The 22,102-nt window shown below is 56.4% G+C and carries 22 protein-coding genes and 1 pseudogene; 9 read left to right on the top strand and 14 right to left on the bottom strand.

Translation table 11 applies throughout. The features are described from left to right. Positions 1-99: 99 nt before the first annotated feature. Together DSD31_RS03715 and DSD31_RS03710 are read left to right on the top strand one after the other, a co-directional pair. Positions 100-432 carry a hypothetical protein gene (locus DSD31_RS03715; RefSeq protein WP_004867671.1) on the top strand — a complete coding sequence of 111 codons (333 nt, stop codon included), beginning with the start codon at positions 100-102 and terminating at the stop codon, positions 430-432. Between the two features lie 182 nt (positions 433-614). Continuing rightward, entirely contained in the window at positions 615-803 is a 189-nt protein-coding gene (locus tag DSD31_RS03710) for a hypothetical protein (RefSeq protein ID WP_113990835.1), read from the top strand. A gap of 163 nt (positions 804-966) precedes the next feature. Here the strand turns inward: DSD31_RS03710 and DSD31_RS03705 are convergent, their stop codons facing one another. From DSD31_RS03705 to DSD31_RS26595, 3 genes are all read right to left on the bottom strand, one after another. Further along, positions 967-2,148, bottom strand: a complete 1,182-nt coding sequence (locus tag DSD31_RS03705; RefSeq protein WP_004867678.1) for an aminotransferase-like domain-containing protein — start codon at positions 2,146-2,148, stop codon at positions 967-969. Between the two features lie 100 nt (positions 2,149-2,248). Continuing rightward, positions 2,249-4,120, bottom strand: a complete 1,872-nt coding sequence (gene gss, locus DSD31_RS03700) for a bifunctional glutathionylspermidine amidase/synthase (RefSeq protein ID WP_004867682.1) — start codon at positions 4,118-4,120, stop codon at positions 2,249-2,251. A gap of 75 nt (positions 4,121-4,195) precedes the next feature. Continuing rightward, a complete protein-coding gene (locus tag DSD31_RS26595; protein WP_308411950.1) occupies positions 4,196-4,303 on the bottom strand; it encodes a hypothetical protein in 108 nt (35 codons plus the stop codon). Between the two features lie 95 nt (positions 4,304-4,398). On the opposite strand from DSD31_RS26595, the gene DSD31_RS03695 reads away from it, so the two are divergent. Both DSD31_RS03695 and yghU read left to right on the top strand, forming a co-directional pair. After that, entirely contained in the window at positions 4,399-4,959 is a 561-nt protein-coding gene (locus DSD31_RS03695) for a DsbA family protein (protein WP_113990834.1), read from the top strand. A gap of 116 nt (positions 4,960-5,075) precedes the next feature. Then, positions 5,076-5,942 (top strand): glutathione-dependent disulfide-bond oxidoreductase, encoded by an 867-nt coding sequence (gene yghU / locus DSD31_RS03690; protein ID WP_004867689.1) that lies wholly within the window; start codon positions 5,076-5,078, stop codon positions 5,940-5,942. A 34-nt stretch (positions 5,943-5,976) separates the two neighbouring features. Here yghU and DSD31_RS03685 read toward each other — a convergent pair whose 3' ends face one another. Together DSD31_RS03685 and yghX are read right to left on the bottom strand one after the other, a co-directional pair. Next, positions 5,977-6,264: a DUF2623 family protein gene (locus tag DSD31_RS03685; RefSeq protein ID WP_004867692.1), complete on the bottom strand. Its 288-nt coding sequence runs from the start codon at positions 6,262-6,264 to the stop codon at positions 5,977-5,979. A gap of 79 nt (positions 6,265-6,343) precedes the next feature. Further along, the gene (yghX, locus tag DSD31_RS03680) at positions 6,344-7,231 is read right to left on the bottom strand and encodes a YghX family hydrolase (protein ID WP_113991375.1); all 888 of its coding nucleotides are present in this window, start codon (positions 7,229-7,231) and stop codon (positions 6,344-6,346) included. Positions 7,232-7,378: 147 nt separating this feature from the next. Between yghX and mgrA the strand changes: the two genes are divergently transcribed. After that, positions 7,379-8,419: an L-glyceraldehyde 3-phosphate reductase gene (gene mgrA, locus DSD31_RS03675; protein WP_015585708.1), complete on the top strand. Its 1,041-nt coding sequence runs from the start codon at positions 7,379-7,381 to the stop codon at positions 8,417-8,419. A 39-nt stretch (positions 8,420-8,458) separates the two neighbouring features. On the opposite strand, the gene DSD31_RS03670 is transcribed toward mgrA, so the two are convergent. The 3 genes from DSD31_RS03670 to exbB all read right to left on the bottom strand — a co-directional run bounded on the left by DSD31_RS03670 (position 8,459) and on the right by exbB (position 10,253). Continuing rightward, positions 8,459-8,953 (bottom strand): TIGR00645 family protein, encoded by a 495-nt coding sequence (locus DSD31_RS03670; RefSeq protein ID WP_004867699.1) that lies wholly within the window; start codon positions 8,951-8,953, stop codon positions 8,459-8,461. A 136-nt stretch (positions 8,954-9,089) separates the two neighbouring features. Then, positions 9,090-9,515 (bottom strand): TonB system transport protein ExbD, encoded by a 426-nt coding sequence (gene exbD / locus DSD31_RS03665; protein ID WP_004867700.1) that lies wholly within the window; start codon positions 9,513-9,515, stop codon positions 9,090-9,092. Positions 9,516-9,521: 6 nt separating this feature from the next. Continuing rightward, entirely contained in the window at positions 9,522-10,253 is a 732-nt protein-coding gene (gene exbB / locus DSD31_RS03660) for a tol-pal system-associated acyl-CoA thioesterase (protein WP_004867704.1), read from the bottom strand. 250 nt (positions 10,254-10,503) lie between these two features. On the opposite strand from exbB, the gene metC reads away from it, so the two are divergent. Both metC and yghB read left to right on the top strand, forming a co-directional pair. Further along, a complete protein-coding gene (gene metC / locus DSD31_RS03650; RefSeq protein WP_004867707.1) occupies positions 10,504-11,691 on the top strand; it encodes a cystathionine beta-lyase in 1,188 nt (395 codons plus the stop codon). 130 nt (positions 11,692-11,821) lie between these two features. Further along, positions 11,822-12,481: a DedA family general envelope maintenance protein YghB gene (gene yghB / locus DSD31_RS03645; RefSeq protein ID WP_004867712.1), complete on the top strand. Its 660-nt coding sequence runs from the start codon at positions 11,822-11,824 to the stop codon at positions 12,479-12,481. Positions 12,482-12,510: 29 nt separating this feature from the next. On the opposite strand, the gene DSD31_RS03640 is transcribed toward yghB, so the two are convergent. From DSD31_RS03640 to DSD31_RS03625, 4 genes are all read right to left on the bottom strand, one after another. Next, positions 12,511-13,134: an ABC transporter ATP-binding protein gene (locus tag DSD31_RS03640; RefSeq protein WP_015585706.1), complete on the bottom strand. Its 624-nt coding sequence runs from the start codon at positions 13,132-13,134 to the stop codon at positions 12,511-12,513. Continuing rightward, positions 13,121-13,933, bottom strand: a complete 813-nt coding sequence (locus tag DSD31_RS03635; RefSeq protein WP_113990833.1) for an ABC transporter permease — start codon at positions 13,931-13,933, stop codon at positions 13,121-13,123. The genes DSD31_RS03640 and DSD31_RS03635 overlap by 14 nt, the downstream gene beginning before the upstream one ends. Before the next feature lie 6 nt (positions 13,934-13,939). After that, the gene (modA, locus tag DSD31_RS03630; protein ID WP_015585704.1) at positions 13,940-14,686 is read right to left on the bottom strand and encodes a molybdate ABC transporter substrate-binding protein; all 747 of its coding nucleotides are present in this window, start codon (positions 14,684-14,686) and stop codon (positions 13,940-13,942) included. 307 nt (positions 14,687-14,993) lie between these two features. Beyond that, the gene (locus DSD31_RS03625; protein WP_004867724.1) at positions 14,994-15,893 is read right to left on the bottom strand and encodes an AraC family transcriptional regulator; all 900 of its coding nucleotides are present in this window, start codon (positions 15,891-15,893) and stop codon (positions 14,994-14,996) included. 196 nt (positions 15,894-16,089) lie between these two features. Here DSD31_RS03625 and yqhD point away from each other — a divergent pair, with 196 nt between their 5' ends. After that, complete coding sequence (yqhD, locus tag DSD31_RS03620; RefSeq protein ID WP_004867729.1) at positions 16,090-17,253, top strand: alcohol dehydrogenase; 1,164 nt, start codon at positions 16,090-16,092, stop codon at positions 17,251-17,253. 145 nt (positions 17,254-17,398) lie between these two features. Then, positions 17,399-18,226, top strand: coding sequence for a 2,5-didehydrogluconate reductase DkgA (gene dkgA / locus DSD31_RS03615; protein WP_113990832.1), 828 nt, complete (start codon positions 17,399-17,401; stop codon positions 18,224-18,226). A gap of 129 nt (positions 18,227-18,355) precedes the next feature. On the opposite strand, the pseudogene DSD31_RS03610 reads toward dkgA, so the two are convergent. Together DSD31_RS03610 and ftsP are read right to left on the bottom strand one after the other, a co-directional pair. Beyond that, positions 18,356-20,595, bottom strand: a pseudogene (locus DSD31_RS03610) (YgiQ family radical SAM protein); the annotation flags it as partial. Between the two features lie 33 nt (positions 20,596-20,628). Further along, entirely contained in the window at positions 20,629-22,041 is a 1,413-nt protein-coding gene (gene ftsP / locus DSD31_RS03605; protein ID WP_015585703.1) for a cell division protein FtsP, read from the bottom strand. Between the last annotated feature and the right edge of the window lie 61 nt (positions 22,042-22,102).

The following is a 22,102-nucleotide window of genomic DNA, read 5'->3' as shown; positions in this document are numbered from 1 at the left end:
ACCTGACCCGCTCGCCCGGAGGTAAAAGTGACCTCCGGGATGACATTCCGTTTGTGCAGCAGGTACACTACGCCCCTGTTTCCTCTCCCTGACCACGCCATGCTGAAGAAATTACCTTTTGTCATTCCGCTGCTGGCGCTCATTGCGCTGCTTGTCTGGTGGTTCACGCCCCGCTACTCCGAAGAAGAGATTGCCTGGTACCGTTCGGTTTTCTGTGTCATCGACCACCGGGATAGCCAGGCGTTTCTGCGCGATATGGAAAATATTGTCGAAGGCGGCAATGCCGATTACGCGCTGCACAAAAACCACTATATCCCGGCGCTTGGCGAACGTATGCGTCAGACCTGGCTGCAGCTCAGCCAACAAGAACAAGAGAGCATTGCTCAGGATCAGCAGCGCTGCCGCCAGCTGATGAGCGAAAAACAGCGTTAACGCTTCTTTTGAATTCACCGGCCGCACGGCAATGGCGAGGCCCTGTCCCGCAATGGTATTCTGCCCGCGCTTTTCCCTTTTAAAAATAAGGAAAACAGATCTTACCGGCGGCGATAAAAAAGAGTTGATCTGATATGCACAAGCTCTTACTTTGCTAACCAGTTTTCACACGAGATAAGACGATGCCGACAATAACAGCAAGTAGTATGCAAGAAGCGAAAGAGTTAATTCACTGCGGGAAATACAGGGAAATCCTGCTGAATTTTGATATTGATGCTGATGATTTCTTCACGCTCGCCACCTCCCAGTCCGCGACTAAAGTCACGATGATCAACAGAAACAAGCACTCACCGGTCAAAGCAGAAAAATAATAAAAACCCTCTGAGGTATTCTTTATGTGGCTATTTATTGGCACACTCGGCGTTGCATTTCTCTCTTCACTGATGCTGATTTGGCTCGATGACCGCATCGCCGAAAGCGACTAAACCAGATTAACACTCCGTGCCGCCCGGCGGCGCGGAGTTATTTATATCGCTACAGCGATTTCGCCAGACGTTCCACGGCCGTCATCAGCCCCTCTTCCGAGACCGTAGAGTAGGACAGACGCAGCGTACGGGTATCCGGATTATCGTGATAGAACGCTTCGCCAGGGACAAACACCACGCCGTTTGCCAGCGTTTTCTTCATCCATTCCATGGTATCGAACGAATAGCGGAAGTGAGCCCACAGGAACATCCCGCCTTTTGGTCGGCTGAATGCAATGTGCTCCCCGAGTCGCGACTCCAGCGCATCCGCCAGCGCCACACACTTCTTACGATAATCCTCACGGATCAGCGCGATCTGGCTATCCAGGCGATTCATCGCCAGATATTCCGCCGTGATCACCTGCGACAGCATGTTGGTATGCAGATCCGCCGCCTGCTTAACGATCACCGTCTGCTGCGCCAGCCAGTCCGGCATCACAATCCAGCCGATACGCATCCCCGGCGCAAGAATTTTGGAGAAGGTGGAGGTGTAGACCACCTGATCTTCACAGCCCAGCTCAACCGCGTGCTGATACAGCGGACGGCGAACTTCATCGGTAAAGCTGATTTCGCCATAGGGGTCATCTTCGATGATGACAAAATCATGCTGTTTCGCCAGCGCCACCAGGCGGCGACGGCGATCTTCGCTCAGGGTTTTTCCGCCGGGGTTGCCGAAGGTGGGCACCAGATAAACCGCTTTGACGCGGGTCGTTTCCAGCAGGTCGGCCAGCTGTTCGACCAGCATCCCGTTATCGTCGGTATCCACGCTGAGAATATTGGCCTGCGCCAACTGGAATACCTGCAGCGCCGCCAGGTAGGTCGGGCGCTCAACCACAATCGCATCGCCCGGATCGAGCAGCGTACGGGCTACAATATCTAACGATTGCTGAGAACCGGAGGTGATATAAACATGGCTGGCCTGGCAGTCAACGCCGCGCGCCTGACACAGTTCGCTCACGGCCTGACGCAGCGGCGGGTAGCCTTCGGTCAAACCATACTGAAATGCATCGTTGAAGCGCCCGCTCATCACCTGTTGCACAGCCAGATTCAGACCTTCGGTATCAAACAGCTCCGGAGCCGGGATCCCGCCGCCCAGAGAGATAACGCCGGGCAGTTTACTGTGCTTCAGAAGTTCGCGGACGGCGGAGGGCTTGAGTTCACCCGCGCGGACGGCGAGTCGCCTGTCGTGCATATTATTTTCCTTTTCTGTCTTGTTGTTGTCTTTGTGACTTATCGTGTTTGCAGGATTTGTTGCCCGGACAGGCCGTTTACGGCGCTGCCCGGGCTGCCGGCTACCGGCCGTCGCTGTCTTTCAGCACAATTAACGGTTCGATATCACTCTCTTTTTTGACTACCAGCGAATCATCGCCGCGCAGACAAGTACCGCCGTAGTTGCCGCCGACGGTAAACGTACATACCTGAATGTATTTACCATCCACTTTCGGCAGGCACCAGAGCTGCTGGTAAATATTTTTACGATCGACAAACTGCCCGCTGGTTTTATCCAGCACTTCGTCTTTCGGACCAATCAAATCGATGTTGTTGCCGCAGCGGCCAGAGATAGGTTTCACCGCATAACCGGTTTTCGCCAGCTCCTCGTTGACCACAAAATCGGTATCCAGCAAATAGCGGTGGTTCGGGAACAGCGACCACAGTACCGGCAGAATGGCCTTGTTACCGGGGATCACCGTCCACAGCGGTTCGAAGACCAGCACTTCCGGACGCAGCAGTACGTCGATCAGCCGCACCTCGTTTTGCGGATGTCCGGTACGGATCGGCACGGCGGCGTACTCATCGGCGCTGACTTCACGCACCTGCTCGATGGCGGTTTCCCAGGCCCAGGTTTTCCAGACGCAGTTCACCAGACGCCCGTCGCCGTCGATCAGCTGCCCGGCGGCATCCCAGTGCAATTCATCAAGGCCAAAGAGGATCTTACTTTCAAATCCCGCCTGCGTGAGCGAGCGCTGGATGAACAGCGCGTGGTAGTTCTCCTCCAGATCCTTGTCCTGCATGATATGCACGAAAGGACGGGCGCGGCTGTGTTTCCAGGCACCCGCCAGCTCATCAAGCAGATTCTCCGCCGGGTTGTGTCCGCTGCCGTAGTAGCCCTGTTTCAACCACTGTTCGAGGATCAGCCCGCCTTCGGTATGACAAGAGGCGGAATCGGCGTTGTATTCATAGACCTTCAGCCCGCGCTCATCCATACAGAAATCCATGCGGCCGGTAATCATATGATGACGGCGTCGCTGCCACGAAAGGCGCAGGCGCGGCCAGAGAATTTTAGGGATATCAAACAGCGCCAGCAGATTGTCATCTTTCATCACCTTATCGGTGGCGTGCAGGTACATCAAATGCAGCTCGTTGGTCGCTTTGATCAGCTCCTGCTCGGCGCTTTCGGTAATGGTGAAGTATTGATAGGGATCTTGATTGATGAAGTGACCGTTGGCGGCCACGTAGGCTTTCTGCAGCGAATCTTTCTCGTTCAGCCAGTTACCGCGGAACTGACCTTTATTCGGCAATCTCGCGCCCTGAATCGCCATCGCTTCACCCGGCAGCACCGGCTGCGGCAGGCTGTGCTCGGTATCGGCGGTCTGAATCATCCAGCCTAATATTTCCGTATCGGCAAAGGTATCTTTGATGGTGTAGAAACCGTCTTTCACTTCCAGCGTTAATTCGCGAGTCCATTGCTGGCCCTGCGGCAGCGGAGCGTGAATCACGTTTTGCTCGGCGATGCGAACCTTATTGCCTACCAGCTGCGTAATCACCGCAACATGGCCGGTATGCTTGAACTCACCGCCTTTCTGCCATATCAGCAGCGAGCCGGCCATCGGCGGACGGCGGGCGCCGTTTGCGAAAGCCTGCAGCGGCAGAATATTGTCATTGACCACTTCACGCAGAAAACGCAGGGAGAAGATTTCATAGGCCATGCCGACATCGGTAAAGACAAAGCCGTAGGTGAGAAACAAAAAGCGGCGCGCAAATTCAACGCACTGCCATTTGTGCCCCATATACTCATTGCCGATATAACTGCGGAACGTCGCGTCATCCGGATAGTCGCGCGGATTTAAACTGCTGTAATTCGATGAATAAATTGCTACGCCCCCCGGCGCGTAGCCCAACAATGTACCAAAAGGGGCATCACTACTTGTCGATCCTTTGCTCATTAGCCTGACCTCAAATTAATGCAGCCCGGGCAGTTGGCGGAACAAAACTCCCTCTTCTTATCCTGCCACAGGCACTTACCAGACAGAGGTGAAATGATGATACCACTCATTGGATTCAGCGATCGTGCCCGGCAGGAAAATAACCCGGCGCCTTTGGGTAAAAGTGATATCGTTATTTGTAATATCTCCCCGAAATAGTTCAGGTTGCCTTGCCGTCGACAACAGCCGGGTGATTCAGGGAATCATAACGAAGAATGAGACAACGTCAGGAGTTGATTATGAGCGCACAACCGCATCTGCAGGCTCAACCGCTGGTCTGGGGCCACGGCCCACGCACTTTTGAGGTTTTCCTTGAGCCAACCTGCCCGTTTTCCGTCCGGGCGTTCAATAAGCTCGACGAGCTACTGGACGAAGTCGGCGCGGATAATGTGACCATCAAGATTCGCCTGCAGTCGCAGCCGTGGCATCTTTTCTCCGGCGTCATCGTGCGCTGCATTCTTGCCGCCTCGACGCTTCCGTACGGCAGAGAGCAGGCGCACAGGGTGTTAAAAGCCGTCGCCGACCATCGCGAAGAGTTTGAATTTACCGACCATTGCAGCGGGCCGAATATGGAGACCACGCCGCAGCAGATAATCCAGCGCATTGAGCGCTATAGCCAGGTTCTGCTCTCGACGGCCTTCGCCCGCCCTGAGCTGCAGGCTGAAATTAAATGGCATTGCAAATACGCGCGACAGAACGGTATTCATGTCTCGCCTACCTTTATGGTCAACGGTCTGGTGCAGCCGGACCTTGGCAGCAGCGACGATATCAGCGTATGGGCCGCGCGGATTATGGCCTGAGTCCTCCTCGCCCCGGTTGCGCGACGCTGGCCGGGGCCAATAAGCCTCACACTGTTAAACCTGCTTAGTATCTCCTGCTACACTCCCTCAACGGCTCACTAAAAAGGCAGGTCCTCATGTCAGAGAATAACTACCAACCACCTAAAGTGTGGGAGTGGAAGCAAAACAACGGCGGCGCGTTCGCCAACATCAACCGTCCCGTCTCCGGCGCAACCCATGAAAAAACGCTACCGGTCGGCTCACATCCGCTGCAGCTCTACTCCCTGGGCACGCCCAACGGCCAGAAGGTGACCATCCTGCTGGAAGAGCTGCTGGCGCTCGGCGTGAGCGGCGCGGAATACGATGCCTGGCTGATTCGCATTGGTGAAGGCGATCAGTTCTCCAGCGGTTTTGTTGAGGTAAACCCCAACTCAAAAATTCCCGCACTGAGCGACCACTCCACCACCCCGCCGACGCGCGTATTTGAGTCCGGCAGCATCCTGCTGTACCTCGCTGAGAAGTTTGGTTTCTTCCTGCCTAAAGATCCCGCCGGGCGGACCGAAACCCTTAACTGGCTGTTCTGGTTACAGGGCGCAGCCCCGTTCCTCGGCGGCGGTTTTGGCCACTTCTTTAACTATGCGCCGGTGAAAATCGAGTATGCGATTGACCGCTTCACGATGGAGGCCAAACGTCAGCTCGACGTGCTGGATAAACAGCTCGCCCGCAATCGCTATGTTTCCGGGGAAGAGTACACTATCGCCGATATGGCTATCTGGCCGTGGTACGGCAATGTGGTGCTCGGTGGGGTGTATAACGCCGCGGAATTCCTTGACGCCGGCAGCTATAAAAACGTCCTGCGCTGGGCGCAGGACATCGCCAATCGTCCGGCAGTCAAACGCGGGCGTATCGTCAACCGGACCAACGGCCCGCTTAACGAGCAGCTGCATGAACGCCACAGCGCCAGCGACTTCGATACCCTGACCGAAGACAAACGCCAGGCATAACGCCTCCTCTACCGGAGGCTTCGGCCTTCGGTAGTTAACTTTCCAGCCGGTATCCCGCCATAAAGTAACGCATGGCGGTACAGGAATGCCCTTCCCTGAAGAAATCCATGACCATGTTTCTGTCCAGGCCATAGCGGCGGGTGAGGATCCCGGCCTCCCAGGCGCTAAGCTGACGATCGCCGGTTTTTTCAAACATACGCTGAGAATAACCGAGGACAAACCCACGTTTATAATCCGCGCAAAAACCGGCTGCGTTGCTGGCGCTTTCAGCCTGAGAAGCCTTCAGTCCCGCCATTAAACCTTTGCCAAAATGGTTATCCATCGCTTTCCCCCCCTCAATCGTTATATACAAAATTATATAGCGATTTTTTGAGCGAGTGCCAGCGCTATTTCCGCCCTTTTTAGCCGAGATATTTGGCAAACCACGCCAGCGTTCGCTGCCAGGCGAGCTCAGCGGCGGCGCGGTCATAACGCGGCGTGGAGTCGTTGTGAAAACCGTGGTTCACCTGAGGATAGATATAGGCCTCGAACACTTTATGCTGCGCCTTCAGCGCCTGTTCATAGGCGGGCCAGCCGTCCGTGATGGGCTTATCCAGCTCCGCATAGTGCAGCAGCAGCGGCGCATGGATTTTATCGACATCCGCGATCGGCGGCTGGCGGCCATAAAACGGCACTGCGCAGGCCAGTTCCGGGATCGCCACGGCGGCAGCATTACACACACCGCCGCCGTAACAAAAACCGGTTATTCCCACTTTGCCGCTCGCCTGCGGATGTTTTTCCATAAAGGCGACGGCGGCAAAAAAGTCGTTCATCAGTTTCTGCGGATCGACTTTCTGCTGAAGCTCTCTCCCTTCGTCGTCATTGCCGGGATAGCCACCCACCGAACTCAGGCCATCCGGTGCCAGCGCGATGTAACCGGCTTTGGCCACTCGCCGGGCGACATCTTCGATATAGGGATTCAGCCCGCGATTCTCATGCACGACGATCACCGACGCCGGTTTTACGCTTGATTTCGTCGGCACCACCAGATACCCGCGCACCTCTCCGTGCCCCTCGGGAGAAGGATAGCGAATATATTCCGCATGAATATCCGGGTCGGTAAACGAGACCTGCCCGGCAAGCGCATAGTTGGGTTTCAGCAGATTAAACAGCGCCAGGGCGGTCATGCCACCGACGGCGTACTTCCCGGCCAGTTGTAAAAACTCCCTCTTGCTGATTTTGCCGTGCGCATAATAGTCGTAGTACTCCAGCAGCTCTTGCGGAAAATCTTTCGCCGTCTGTCGCGTCATCATCTCTTCTCCGGAAATTAACCCCCTTTAAGCAAAGCATAAGCGCGCAGTGACGCCAGCAATCTTACGCATTGTGATCCAGCAAACGCTGCCGGCGTGCCATACCAGTTAAAATGGAAACGACGTTTTAATTTATAAGGAGAGATCATGTCCTGGTTAGCTGACGCCACCCGCTACGATTGCATGCAGTACCGCTACTGCGGTAAAAGCGGCCTGCAGTTGCCCCTTTTGTCGTTGGGACTGTGGCACAACTTTAGTCACGGTCACGCGCTGGATGACCAACGCGCCCTGCTACGCAAGGCCTTTGACCTGGGCATTACCCATTTCGATCTGGCGAATAACTACGGGCCGCCGCCCGGCAGCGCGGAGGAAAACTTTGGCCGCCTGCTGCGCGAGGATTTTGCCGCCTACCGCGACGAGCTGATTGTGGCGACGAAAGCAGGCTATTCCATGTGGCCAGGCCCCTATGGCAACGGTAGTTCGCGAAAATATCTGCTCGCCAGCCTCGACCAGAGCCTGCAGCGGATGGGACTGGATTACGTCGATATTTTCTATTCGCATCGCGTCGATGAAAATACGCCGATGGAAGAGACTGCCGCAGCCCTGGCGCAGGCGGTACAGAGCGGTAAAGCCTTGTATGTCGGTATCTCCTCCTATTCGCCGGAACGAACGCAGCAAATGGCCGCACTTTTGCGCGACTGGAAGATCCCGCTGCTTATTCACCAGCCGTCTTATAACCTGCTCAACCGCTGGGTCGATACCAGCGGACTGCTGGATACGCTGGAGGAGAACGGCGTCGGCTGTATCGCCTTTACGCCGCTGGCGCAGGGCCTGCTGACCGGTAAATATCTACAGCAGATCCCGGAGGGTTCGCGGATGTTCTACGAAGGGAAAAGAGCGCGCGGGCTGACGGAAAATATGCTCAGTGAGTCAAATCTGAACAGCCTGCGCTTACTGCAGGAGATGGCCCACAGCCGCGGGCAGAGTATGGCGCAAATGGCGCTGAGCTGGCTGCTGAAGGATCGTCGGGTCACGTCGGTGCTGATTGGCGCCAGCCGCCCACAGCAGCTGGAGGAGAACGTACAGGCGCTAAAAAATCTGACGTTTAGCGCAGAAGAGCTGGCGCAGATTGACCAGCACGTCGCGGATGGTCAGCTCAATTTATGGCAAACCTCGTCGGATAAATAAGTCACCTGCCCGGCGGCTCTGCGCCGGCGGGCTAGTGTATCAGTGCTTACCCTTGGTCAGACGATCGAGATAGCCCATCACAAACGCCGACAGCACAAAGGTCAGGTGGATAATGACGTACCACATCAGCTTGTTGTCCGGTACGTTTTTCGCGTCCATAAACACCCGCAGCAGATGGATAGAGGAGATTGCAACAATCGACGCCGCCACTTTATTTTTCAGGGAGGTGGCATCCATTTTGCCCAGCCAGCTGAGCTTTTCTTTACCTTCATTGATATCCAGCTGGGAGACAAAATTTTCGTAGCCAGAGAACATCACCATCACCAGCAGACCGCCTACCAGCGTCATATCGACCAGCGACAGCAGCGTCAGAATCAGCTCCGACTCGCCCACGCTGAAGATGTGCGGCAGTATGTGGAAAATCTCCTGAAAAAATTTGATCGACAGCGCAATCAGCCCGAGCGAAAGACCAAAATAAACCGGCGCCAACAACCAGCGTGAGGCATACATAGCATTTTCCAGAAAGCGTTCCATAAGATCCTGTGAGTTAACAAAAAAACGTTCGGCATTATATCGCAACCCGCCGTGGCGATTGCAACCTCCCGCCGCTGAGCGTCAGGCATAAAAAAAGGCTGGCGCATGGCCAGCCTGAGAAGCGTCGTCGGGGGGGTTATTTCGCTTTTACGGTTTCTTCACCCACCAGACCAATCTTCAGATAACCCGCCTGGTGCAGGGTATCCATGACCTTCATCATCGTCTCATAATCCACGGTTTTGTCCGCGCGGAAGAAGACGGTGGTATCTTTCTTCCCTTCAGTCAGCGAATCCAGCGCGCCGATCATGCTCTCTTCGGTAATGGGATCGTTGCCGAGGAACATCGTTTTATCCGCTTTCACCGACAGATAAATCGGCTTTTCCGGACGCGGCTGCGGCTGACTTGAGGAGGCCGGAAGGTTGACCTTCACATCCACGGTCGCCAGCGGTGCCGCCACCATAAAGATGATCAACAGCACCAGCATGACGTCGATAAACGGCGTGACGTTGATGTCATGCATTTCGCCGTTATCATCGAGGTTTTCGTTAAAATGCATTGCCATAAAGCATTAACCTACTCGTAATTTTTGCGCGGTACGGACCGGTTTTACGCCGCTGGCGCTCAGATCCAGGTCACGGCTTTGCAGCAGCAGCACCTGCGCGGCAACATCGCCGAGCGACGCTTTGTAGCTACCGATCATGCGGGCAAAAATGTTATAGATAACCACGGCAGGAATCGCCGCAAACAGGCCGATAGCCGTTGCCAGCAGCGCTTCAGCGATGCCCGGTGCAACGACTGCAAGGTTGGTAGTCTGCGTCTGCGCAATGCCGATGAAGCTGTTCATGATACCCCAGACGGTACCAAACAGGCCGACGAACGGGGAAATCGCCCCGATGGTCGCCAGATAACCGTTGCCGCGGCCCATGTAACGGCCGACGAACGCCACGCGACGCTCAAGGCGGAAACCGGTACGCTCTTTAATCCCTTCGTTATCTTCGACGCCTTCAGAGAGCGCCAGCTCGTTCTGTGCTTCGTTGATAAGCTGGGTGCTTAAGCTTTTCGGGTGGAAACTGCTGGCGATATCGCTGGCCTGATCGAGAGAACGAGCCTCGCCGAGCAACTGCTGTTCGCGCTTGAGACGGCGCTTACTGGAGAGCATTTCAGCACCTTTGCCGAAAAAGATAGCCCAAGTGACTATCGACGCCAAAATCAGGCCAATCATCACGACCTTAACGACAATATCGGCATGATGATACATACCCCAAACGGACAGGTCCGCCTGCATCAAATTATTACCCACGCTGAATCTCCAGGACGTCAATCACAAAATCTGAGCACAATAATATCAAAAAAGCATCGAATTGATAGTGGTTCTCATTAGTATTTACACTGTGCAGCAAATCACGTTTAGATTCCTTGCGCTTACGCAGTAAAAAAGTGGCCGACCGCGGATTTCGCAAAATTTTTGCCCGTATCGGCCATTCCCCGGTACAGGTTGGGCCATTCATGTTAGTTTAGACGTCCAGACGTATAAAACCAGGTAAAAAAACATGGCTGATAAACATCTTGATACCGCGCTGGTCAATGCCGGGCGCAGTAAAAAATATACTCAGGGCTCGGTCAACAGCGTGATTCAGCGTGCTTCATCGCTGGTGTTCGAGACTGTCGAAGCCAAAAAGCACGCCACCCGCAACCGGGCAAAAGGCGAGCTGTTTTACGGCCGTCGCGGGACATTGACCCACTTTTCGTTACAGGAAGCCATGTGTGAACTGGAAGGTGGCGCCGGGTGCGCGCTGTTTCCCTGCGGCGCCGCAGCCGTTGCCAATACTATTCTGGCCTTCGTTGAACAGGGCGACCATGTCCTGATGACTAACACCGCGTATGAGCCCAGCCAGGACTTTTGCACTAAAATCCTCGCGAAGCTCGGCGTCACCACCAGCTGGTTCGATCCGCTGACTGGCGCCGATATCGCCCGCCAGATTCAGCCAAACACCCGAGTGGTGTTCCTCGAGTCTCCCGGCTCTATCACCATGGAAGTTCACGACGTTCCGGCAATCGTTGCCGCCGTACGCCGCGTTGCCCCACAGGCGATTATCATGATCGACAACACCTGGGCTGCCGGCGTGCTGTTTAAAGCGCTGGATTTTGGCGTCGATATCTCCATCCAGGCCGGGACGAAATACCTGATAGGCCACTCTGATGCGATGGTCGGCACCGCGGTATCCAACGCACGCTGTTGGGATCAGCTGCGGGAAAACGCCTACCTGATGGGGCAAATGGTCGATGCGGATACCGCCTATATGACCAGCCGCGGCCTGCGCACCCTTGGCGTGCGCCTGCGTCAGCATCATGAAAGCAGCCTGCGTATCGCCGAATGGCTGGCGCAACATCCGCAGGTCGCGCGCGTCAATCACCCTGCGCTACCGGGCAGCAAAGGCCACGAGTTCTGGCAGCGCGATTTTACCGGCAGCAGCGGCCTGTTCTCTTTTGTCCTCAATAAACGTCTGACCGACGCCGAGCTTGCTGCATACCTCGACAACTTCAGCTTGTTCAGCATGGCCTACTCCTGGGGCGGTTTTGAATCGCTGATTCTGGCTAACCAGCCGGAACAAATCGCCTCAATTCGTCCGGAAGCTGAAGTCGATTTCAGCGGCACGCTGATTCGCGTCCATATCGGTTTAGAAAATGTTGACGATCTGCTGGCGGATTTAGCGGCAGGCTTCTCCCGTATCGTGTAAAGTGGCAGCGAGTGGCAACAATAGCGGACGTTCTGCGTAAGGCGGCCGCTTTTGTTGCGCCCGAGATCAAGGTGTTCGGGGCTCTTCAGGAGTACACTAGTCAAAAATACGGTACCACTTAGGAAAGTCCATGGTTGTCATTCAAGAGATTGTCGCCGCCCTGTGGCAACATGATTTTGCCGCGCTGGCAAACCCCCAGGTCGTGGGCGTTGTATATCTGGTCATGTTCATGACATTGTTTCTGGAAAACGGTCTGCTGCCCGCGTCATTTTTACCCGGGGACAGCCTGCTGCTGCTCGCCGGTGCGCTCATAGCCAAAGGCGTCATGGACTTTGTGCCGACTCTTGCCATCCTTACCGCCGCTGCCAGCCTCGGCTGCTGGCTGAGCTATCTGCAGGGACGCTGGCTTGGCAATACCGAAACCGTTAAAGGCTGGCTCGCCCATCTGCCGCAGAAGTACCATCAACGTGCGACCTGTATGTTTGATAAACATGGTCTTCTGGCGCTGCTGGCCGGTCGTTTCCTCGCCTTCGTGCGCACCCTGCTGCCAACGATGGCCGGCATTTCCGGGCTCTCCAACCGCCGCTTTCAGTTCTTCAACTGGCTCAGCGCGCTGCTGTGGGTCGGCGTGGTTACCGGTCTGGGCTATGCGCTCAGCATGATCCCGTTTGTGAAGCGACATGAAGACCAGGTCATGACCTGCCTGATGATTCTGCCAATCGCGCTGCTGGTGGCCGGGCTGGTGGGTACCCTGGTAGTGGTCATTAAGAAAAAGTTCTGCAGCGCGTAATAAAGCATAAATAAGGGAGGGGCCCTCCCTTATTCTCCCCCCTCGCTAACCAGCCTGCCGTTGAGTAACACCAGCCGCCTGTCAGCCAGCGCCGCCGCTTCTTCCGGTTCGTGCGTCACCAGCACCACCGTCACCGCATGGCGTCGCAGAGAACGCACCGCTTCCCATAGCCGGACACGGGTCCCGCGATCGAGGCTTGAGAAAGGCTCGTCCAGCAGCAGCAGCCTGGGGCGGGAGATCAGCGCCCTGGAGAGCGCCGCCCGCTGCTGCTCCCCGCCGGAAATCTGCCGCGGATAGCGCTCCGCCAGGTGAGCGATGCCCATCTCTTCCAGCAGATCCATCTGCTCCTTCTTGACCCGCGGAAGGCCCGCCGCGTACTGCGCCAGCGCGAGGTTGCCGCGAACCGTCAGGTAAGGAAAAAGGTAAAGACGCTGGTTGAGATAGCGGCACGGCCTTTGCCATGGCGGCAGGTCGTCAAGGCGCTGGCCGGCAAGATAAATCGTTCCCTGATAAGGAAGCGCTCCGGCAATCGCGTTCAGCATGGTGGTCTTGCCGCTCCCGGACGGCCCGGCGATCGCCACACAGCGTCCCTCCGGCACGCGGAAGCTTATCCCCTGCAAAATCCGCGTGGTGACATTTTCAACGCGCAACATACTCTCTCGCTTTATAGAGTCGTTGGATCCGGTGCAGAATCACCAGCAACAGCCCTGCCAGCGCAATCAGCAGCAGCGAGCAGCCTATCGCCAGTGAAAAATCGCCGCTGGCAATATTCAGGTACACCGCCATGGGCAGGGTTTCCGTTTTAAAGCGGATCGCCCCTGCCAGCATGAGGGTCGCACCAAACTCCCCCAGTGCCCTGGCCAGCGCCAGCACGCCGCCGCTCAGCAGGGAGGGCCAGCACAGCGGGATTTCAACCAGCAGCAGCGTGCGGACTGGCGTCAGCCCAAGGTTATGCGCCGTGGCGATAAATGCCGGGTCGAGCGATGAGAATGCGGCGCTCGCCGCCCGTACCACTATCGCGCTGGCAACGTAGGTCTGGGCGATAATCACGCCCAGCGGAGAGAAGAGCAGCGCGGAGAGCTGCGGAAAGATACCGTTCAGCGGCCCGCGCTGACCCAGCAACAGCAGTAGCCCAATGCCGACGATCAGCGGCGGCGTCACCAGCGGAATATCCAGCAGCGCGTCGATAATACCTTTCCCGCGGAAGGCGGTTCTCGCCATCACCCACGCGGCGGGTATCCCGATCAGCAGCGCCAGCAGAAGCGACAGCAAGGCGGTGCCCACCGACATCGCGATGGCAAAGTGCAGCTCCGGCTCCTGCAAGACCTGCATGAGGGTGGCCAAGTCCAGTTCGAATACCAGCGACAGCAGCGAGCCGACAACCAGCATCAGCAGCAGACAGAGCGGCGCAAACATCAGCCCGGCCAGAGAATTTACCTGACGATTAGCCATCTGGGTTTACTTTTCCAGCGGCAGATAGCCGAGGTCGGTAAACGTTTTTATCCCCTGCGCGGAGGTAAAAGCGTTCGCCAGCTGACGGGCTTCCTCGGGGTGCTGACTGGTCCGCAGCACCGCAAGCGTTGCCACCTCATCCGGCGTATTCGCCGGCACCGGCAGCAGAACCAGCTGCTGCCGGTTTTTTACCGCATCCGTTCGGCCGATCACCGCGGCGTCAACGTCGCCGTTCAGCAAATAGAGCACCAGCTGTTTGATCGTCGCGGTGCGAACCACCACCTTTTGACGCAGCGCTTCGCCATATCCCGTGGCCTCCAGCAGCTTCTCACCGCTTTTGCCTAACGCGATGCTTTGGGGATCGCCCATGCCAATTTTCAGCGAGCTATCGGCCAGCGCGGCATAGGAGTCGATACCCGCCGCCTTATCTTTACGCACGGCCATTACCGGGGTGTGGTGCACGAGGGGGAAGGCGGCCGCCACTTTCCCCTGCTGCCGGAGTTTTTCGACGTAATCGGCCGAACCGGGGAGGAAAAGATCGCCCTGCTGCGTAAGCTGATAACGCGTCAGGATCTGGCCGGAGCCGCCATACTCGACGATCACCGTGTTGCCGCTCTCTTTTTCATACCTGGCGACAATTTGATCGACCGGGACACGCAGTCCGGCACCCGCGTACAGATGCAGCTCAGCGGCAAAAGCGAGCGGGCTACCGAGCGCCGCCAGGGCGATAACGATCCACTTTATTATTTTCATATCCCATTTTCCCTGCGTATTGATAGCGTTAATTGAGTAACGATTGCATGGCGTTATCCGCCAAACGCTGGCGCAATACGGCGACGAAGCGCCTGCCGATGATATTCCCCGGCTGGGACGGTCGGCTGGGCAAAAATCATTCGCTATATAATCAGGTATATATCGATAAGGGAGTTGGCCAAAATCAAAAGAGAGGTTAAAAAAAGAGCGCAGGCGTTAAAAAAAGGACGAAATTTGCCTCGCTGGCGGCAGGAAACAAATAAAACCAGCCGCGGCCGGAACCGGCTTCGCGCCCGCGGCAACCAAATCAGGCCCCCTGCATGCTGCGCACTCGCGCCGCATCTTCTCCCGGCGTCATGCCAAAGTAGCGTTTAAACTCACGACTGAACTGCGACGCGCTCTCGTAACCGACGCGCATCGCCGCGGCGCTGGCTTTCATCCCGTCATGAATCATCAGCATCCGCGCCTTATGTAAGCGATAGCTTTTGAGATACTGCAGCGGCGAGGTGCTGGTCACCGATTTGAAATTATGATGAAACGCCGAGACGCTCATATTGGCTTCCGCCGCCAGCTGATCGACGCTGAGGTTTTCGGTGTACTGGCTTTCAATGCGCTTCAGAACACGGCTAATCAGGCTGAAGTGGGTTTGTCGGCTGACCAGCGCCAGCAGCGCCCCGCCGCATGGCCCGGTAAGCACGTGATAGAGGATCTCGCGGATGATCTGTTTGCCAAGGATACGCGCATCCAGCGGCCGCTCCATCACATCCAGCAGCCTCTCCGCGGCACACAGGATCTCGTCCGATAACGCCGCCGAGTTGATGCCGCTGGAGGCCATCGAGGGCTGAAACAGCGCGTCCTCGCCAATGTCCATCAGCAGCTCCTGCAGCTGAAGAATATCCACATTCAGGCGCAATCCCGCAAGCGGCACCTCTGGCGTTGCGAAGGTCTCGCACTCAAACGGCAGGGGGACCGTCAACAGCAGGTATTCATTGGTGTCATAGCGAAAAGTCCGCTCATTGATGTAGCCAATTTTATGACCTGAAAAGAGAAAAACAATGCCTGGCTGGTACATCACCGGCGTGCGAGTCCCCGGCTGCGTGCCGTACAACAGACGAATATCTGGCAGCAGCAAGCTGAGGTTTTCTTCGTTATCTTTCAGTGCATTAACCTTTTCCGTCAACAGCTGGCATATCTCGGCGCGGTTCATTTTCGGTGCTTCTCCAGACGTTTTCTCACCTCTGCATTGTGCGCATATTTCTGCCTTTTCTCCAGCCCGGTGGAGAAATGGGCAAGACAACGGCAGGAATGTGCATTGAGAGGAACCGGCGACAGGACCACAATGACCGTCATCTGGCCGAGGCATCCTCTCAGTCGGCAGTTTTCTTTTTTTGAGGGCACGAATAATGAACAATTTCGATCTACATACCCCAACCCGCATCCTGTTTGGTAAAGGCGCCATCGCTAACCTGCGCGACCAAATCCCGGCGGATGCCCGGATTCTGGTGACCTACGGCGGCGGCAGCGTGAAAAAAACCGGCGTGCTCGATCAGGTCCTCAACGCCCTGAACGGCTTCGACGTTCTGGAGTTTGGCGGGATTGAACCAAACCCCTCTTACGAAACGCTGATGAACGCGGTGAAAATCGCCCGTGAACAAAACGTCACCTTCCTGCTCGCCGTCGGCGGTGGTTCGGTACTGGATGGCACCAAATTCATCGCCGCGGCGGCGCACTATGACGAAAACGTCGATCCGTGGGAAATTCTCGAAACCTACGGCAGCCACGTGAAAAGTGCGATCCCGATGGGCTCCGTGCTGACGCTGCCGGCAACCGGTTCCGAATCCAATAAAGGTGCCGTGGTTTCACGTAAAACGACCGGCGACAAACGCGCCTTCATGTCTTCTCATGTGCAGCCGGTGTTTGCGATCCTCGATCCGGTTTATACCTATACCCTGCCACCGCGTCAGGTGGCCAACGGCGTGGTTGACGCATTTGTCCATACCGTTGAGCAGTACGTTACCTACCCGGTTGATGGCAAAATTCAGGATCGCTTCGCCGAAGGCATTCTGCTGACCCTGATTGAAGAGGGTCCGAAAGCGCTGAAGGAGCCGGAAAATTACGACGTTCGCGCCAATATTATGTGGGCCGCGACCCAGGCACTAAACGGCCTGATCGGCGCCGGCGTTCCCCAGGACTGGGCAACGCACATGCTGGGTCATGAGCTGACCGCGATGCATGGCCTCGATCATGCCCAGACGCTGGCCATTGTGCTGCCAGTATTGTGGAATGAAAAACGCGAGACTAAACGCGCGAAACTGCTGCAGTATGCCGCTCGCGTCTGGAATATTACCGAGGGCTCTGAAGACGAACGTATCGATGCCGCTATCGCCGCGACGCGTAACTTCTTCGAACAGCTTGGCGTACCGACCCGTCTTTCCGACTACGGTCTGGACGGTAGCTCCATCCCGGCATTACTGGCTAAACTGGAAGAACACGGCATGACGGCGCTGGGTGAAAATCAGGATATCACCCTTGAGGTCAGCCGCCGGATTTACGAGGCTGCACGCTAAGTTTTCCCTTTCTCCCTCTCCTCTCCTTCCCGTGAACTTGTGGGAAGGAGAAGAGTTTTACTACCGTTTTTAGCTATTTCGTCCAGACTTAATGCTACCCCTTAGCGGAATGTATACCGCTGAGTTTCATTAACAGGAGGAAGGCATGACACATCCAACCGTTATAAAACTGCACGACGGCAACCTGATGCCACAACTGGGTCTCGGCGTGTGGAAAGCAGGCAACGAGGAAGTCGTCTCCGCCATTCATAAGGCGCTGGAAGTCGGTTATCGCTCTTTTGACACCGCCGCCGCATACCAAAATGAGACCGGTGTCGGCAATGCGTTGCGCTGCGCAGGCGTCCCCCGCGATGAGCTGTTTATCACCACGAAACTGTGGAACGACGACCAAAAACGGCCTCGTGAAGCGCTGCAAGAGAGCCTGAGCAAGCTGCAGCTCGATTATGTCGATCTCTATCTTATGCACTGGCCGGTTCCGGCGATTGACCACTATGTTGACGCCTGGAAAGGCATGGTTGAGCTGCAAAAAGAGGGGCTGGTCAAAAGCATCGGCGTTTGTAACTTCCAGGTACACCATCTCCAGCGGCTGCTCGATGAAACCGGCATCGTGCCGGTGATAAACCAGGTAGAGCTTCACCCTTTGCTACAGCAACGTCAGCTTCATGCCTGGAACGCCACGCATAAAATTCAGACGGAATCCTGGAGCCCGCTGGCGCAGGGGGGAGAAGGCGTTTTCGATCAGAAAATTGTTCACCATCTCGCGGATAAATACGGTAAAACGCCCGCGCAGATTGTTATCCGCTGGCACCTGGACAATGGGCTGGTGGTGATTCCGAAATCCGTAACGCCGGCGCGTATTGCGGAGAACTTCAACGTCTGGGATTTCCGTCTCGATAAAGACGAGCTGGGTGAGATGGCAAAACTGGACCAGAACAAACGTCTGGGACCGGATCCGGATCAGTTCGGCGGATAGAGCGCAAACAGGCCGGATGGCGCTGACGCCGATCCGGCCTGTGATTCACCGTTTACCGGCCCGGAAAGCGCAGCGCCACCGGGCCATACAACAGACTTAACGGCTGGCGACCTTGCCGCGTTTTACGGGCTTCTTCGCCGTCTCCCCACCGTTCGAACGCTGATGCACAATGGGCGTATGTTTGGTTAACGCCGGGCGGGTATTGCGGTTCTGACGACGCGCCTCACGCATCTCATCCAGCGTTGGTGCAGGAACCAGACAGTCGCGGCGCGATCCAATCAGATGCTTCTTGCCCATGCTCTCCAGCGCCTGACGAATCAGCGGCCAGTTCGCCGGATCGTGGTAACGCAACAGCGCTTTATGCAGACGGCGCTGTTTGTCGCCTCTCGGCACCACAACGTCTTCACTCTTATAGCCAATCTTACCCAGCGGGTTCTTGCCGGTGTAATACATGGTGGTCGAGTTGGCCAGCGGCGACGGATAGAAGTTCTGGACCTGGTCGAGACGGAAACGGTGTTTTTTCAGCCACAGGGCCAGGTTCACCATATCTTCATCACGAGTCCCCGGGTGCGCAGAGATAAAGTATGGGATCAGGTACTGCTCTTTGCCCGCCTGCTTCGAATAGGTATCGAACAGCTCTTTAAAGCGGTCATAGCTTCCCATACCCGGCTTCATCATTTTTGACAGCGGGCCTTCTTCCGTATGTTCCGGGGCAATCTTCAGATAGCCGCCAACGTGGTGAGTCGCCAGCTCTTTGATGTAGCGCGGATCCTCGACGGCGATGTCATAGCGCACGCCAGAGGCGATGAGGATTTTTTTAATCCCTTTCAGATCGCGGGCGCGACGATACAGATTGATCGTTGGCTCATGGTTGGTATCCATGTGCGGACAGATATCCGGATAGACGCAGGATAAACGGCGACAGGTTTGTTCCGCACGCGGCGACTTGCAGCGCAGCATATACATGTTGGCTGTCGGGCCGCCAAGATCGGAGATAACACCGGTAAAGCCGGGAACCGTGTCGCGAATCGCTTCGATCTCGTTGATGATCGAATCTTCGGAACGGCTCTGAATGATGCGCCCTTCATGCTCGGTGATGGAGCAGAAAGAACAGCCGCCGAAACAGCCGCGCATAATGTTTATCGAGAAACGAATCATCTCGTAAGCCGGAATACGGCTGTCGCCATATGCCGGGTGCGGGACGCGCTTATACGGCAGCGCAAACACGCTGTCCATCTCTTCCGTCGACAGCGGGATTGCCGGTGGGTTAACCCAGATATAACGCTCGCCGTGCTTTTGCATTAACGCGCGCGCGCAGCCCGGGTTGGTCTCATGATGCAGAATACGTGACGCGTGCGCGTACAGCACCTTGTCCCCTTTCACCTTCTCAAAGGAAGGCAGCAGGACGTAGGTTTTTTCCCACGGCTTCGGACGCGGCGGTTGAACGGTAACACGTTTGGCTTCTTGTTTTGGCGGCGCGACGGTTTTGTTATCCGCGCACGGCAGGTCTTCGCCATACGGGTGCGGGATCGGGTCAATTTTACCCGGCGTATCCAGACGGGTAGAGTCCACACCGCTCCAGCCCGGCAGCGCCTCTTTGACCATAATGGCGGTATTACGCACGTCGCGAATTTGGCCAATCGGCTCACCGGCAGCCAGACGATGCGCCACTTCCACCAGCGGACGCTCGCCGTTGCCGAACATCAGCATATCGGCTTTCGAGTCCACCAGCACCGAACGGCGCACGGTATCAGACCAGTAATCATAATGCGCGGTACGACGCAGGCTGGCCTCGATTCCCCCGAGGATAACCGGGACATCCTTCCACGCTTCTTTACAGCGCTGGGTATAGACCAGCGTGGCGCGGTCAGGACGTTTACCGGCAACATTGCCCGCGGTATAAGCATCATCGTGGCGCAGCTTACGGTCAGCGGTGTAGCGGTTGATCATCGAGTCCATATTGCCGGCGGTGACCCCGAAGAACAGGTTCGGTTTGCCGAGGCGCATAAAGTCATTTTTATTGTTCCAGTCAGGCTGGGAAATAATCCCGACGCGGAATCCCTGCGCTTCCAGCATGCGTCCGCAGATCGCCATTCCGAAGCTCGGATGGTCGACATACGCATCGCCGGTGACCAGGATAATGTCGCAGCTATCCCAGCCAAGTTGATCCATCTCTTCGCGTGACATTGGTAAAAATGGCGCCGGGCCAAAGCAGGCGGCCCAATACTGCGGCCAGGAAAAAAGGTCACGATCCGGTTGGATCAGGGATATTGCGCTCATATTGCTTCCGGAAAAAATGATAAAAAAATAATCAAAGGGCGGCGATTATAAGCCGGATCGATGATGGAAATGAAGGGAGATTTTCTTATACCCTGACCGCGATCCGGTCAGGGTATGAGGCATTACGGTGCGGGATTGACCAGCATCTGGCCAATGGAACCACGGTCGGCAAGCTCCAGCGTCTGGCTCAGGAACTGGAACGGGAAATGCGGCCAGGAAGGCTGCGCGTAGTACACCAGCAGCTCCACCTGCCCGTCGACCCAGACGGTATCTTTCCAGCCGCGATCCTCCGGGAACGGCGCGGACCCGTTCACGTTACGCACCTGGAACATCACCCCTTCTATATGGAACGACTGCGGCCGATCGGCGCGCACCGTCCAGCGCTCCCAGGTGCCCTGCTGGGCGGTGATATCAATGCGCTGCGGATCCCACAGATTACCGTTAATGCCCGGATCGTCGCCCAGAGAGATATCCCGTGAGCGAAGCGGCGTACCGGACAGGAACTCCGTCGGCAGCAAACGCACCGGCAGACTATCGGTAACCAGCGGCAGCAGGCCCGTCGGACGCAACGTTAATAGCAGCGTAGAAATCAGGATGCTCGACGGTTCGAAGAAGCCACGGATACGATCAACGATGCTCGCCGCTTCGCCGCAGGTAATCGACACCTCATCGCCGTTGGTCATATCCACCAGAATTTCTCGCCGTTCGCCGGGGGCCAGCGACAGCTGTTTCAGTGACACCGGCGCAGGTAAAAAGCCCTGATCGCCGGAGATAACGTGTATCAGCCGGCCATCGCTCATCTGCAGCTGATAGCGGCGGGAGTTAGAGGCGTTCAGCAGACGCAGGCGCACCCAGCCGCGCGACACTTCGACATACGGACTCTGTACGCCGTTCACCAGCAGCGTATCGCCGACAAAACCGCCGCTGCCGGGTTCGCTGTATTCCGGGGTACCGAAATTATCCAGCCGCTTGTCCTGAATAATCACCGGGAAGTCATCCACGCCATAGTGATTAGGTACCGGGAGATTTTTGCTGATTTCATCTTCCACCAGCCACATGCCCGCCAGACCGTTATAGACCTGTCTGGCCATATGGTTCGGGGTATTCGCCTGATACCACAGCGTGGCGGCACTCTGGCGAATCGGCAGCACCGGCGCCCAGTCGGCGTTCGGCGACATCATTCGCGCCGCGCCGCCAATCAGCGGACCGGGAACCTGCAGGCCCCGAATGGTCATGGCGACGTTTTCCGTCAGGCGGTTGCTGTAAATGAGCTTAACATCATCGCCATTCCACACGCGGATCGTCGGCCCGAGATAGCGACCGTTCACGCCCCATACCGAGGCGCGCGTTCCCGGGGTAAATGACCAGTGCGCCCGCTGCAGAGTTAAAAACAGCGGCTGGCCGCGGCGGGATTCCAGCAGCGGTGGAACCGGCAAGGCTGGCTGCTGGCCGGCGGCATGTGCGTTCAGCGGCACGGCTCCCGCGCACAGCGCTACGCCTGAAGCCTTAATAAACTGACGCCGACTGAGTGACATATTAACTCCATGGAATACTAACTCATCAAAAAGGGAATTCGTTTCCCGCTAGCCCTGTGCT

The sequence above is a fragment of the Klebsiella sp. X13 genome (assembly GCF_003323835.1).
GTDB lineage: Bacteria > Pseudomonadota > Gammaproteobacteria > Enterobacterales > Enterobacteriaceae > Klebsiella > Klebsiella ornithinolytica.
This window is presented reverse-complemented; position numbering and strand designations above follow the sequence as displayed.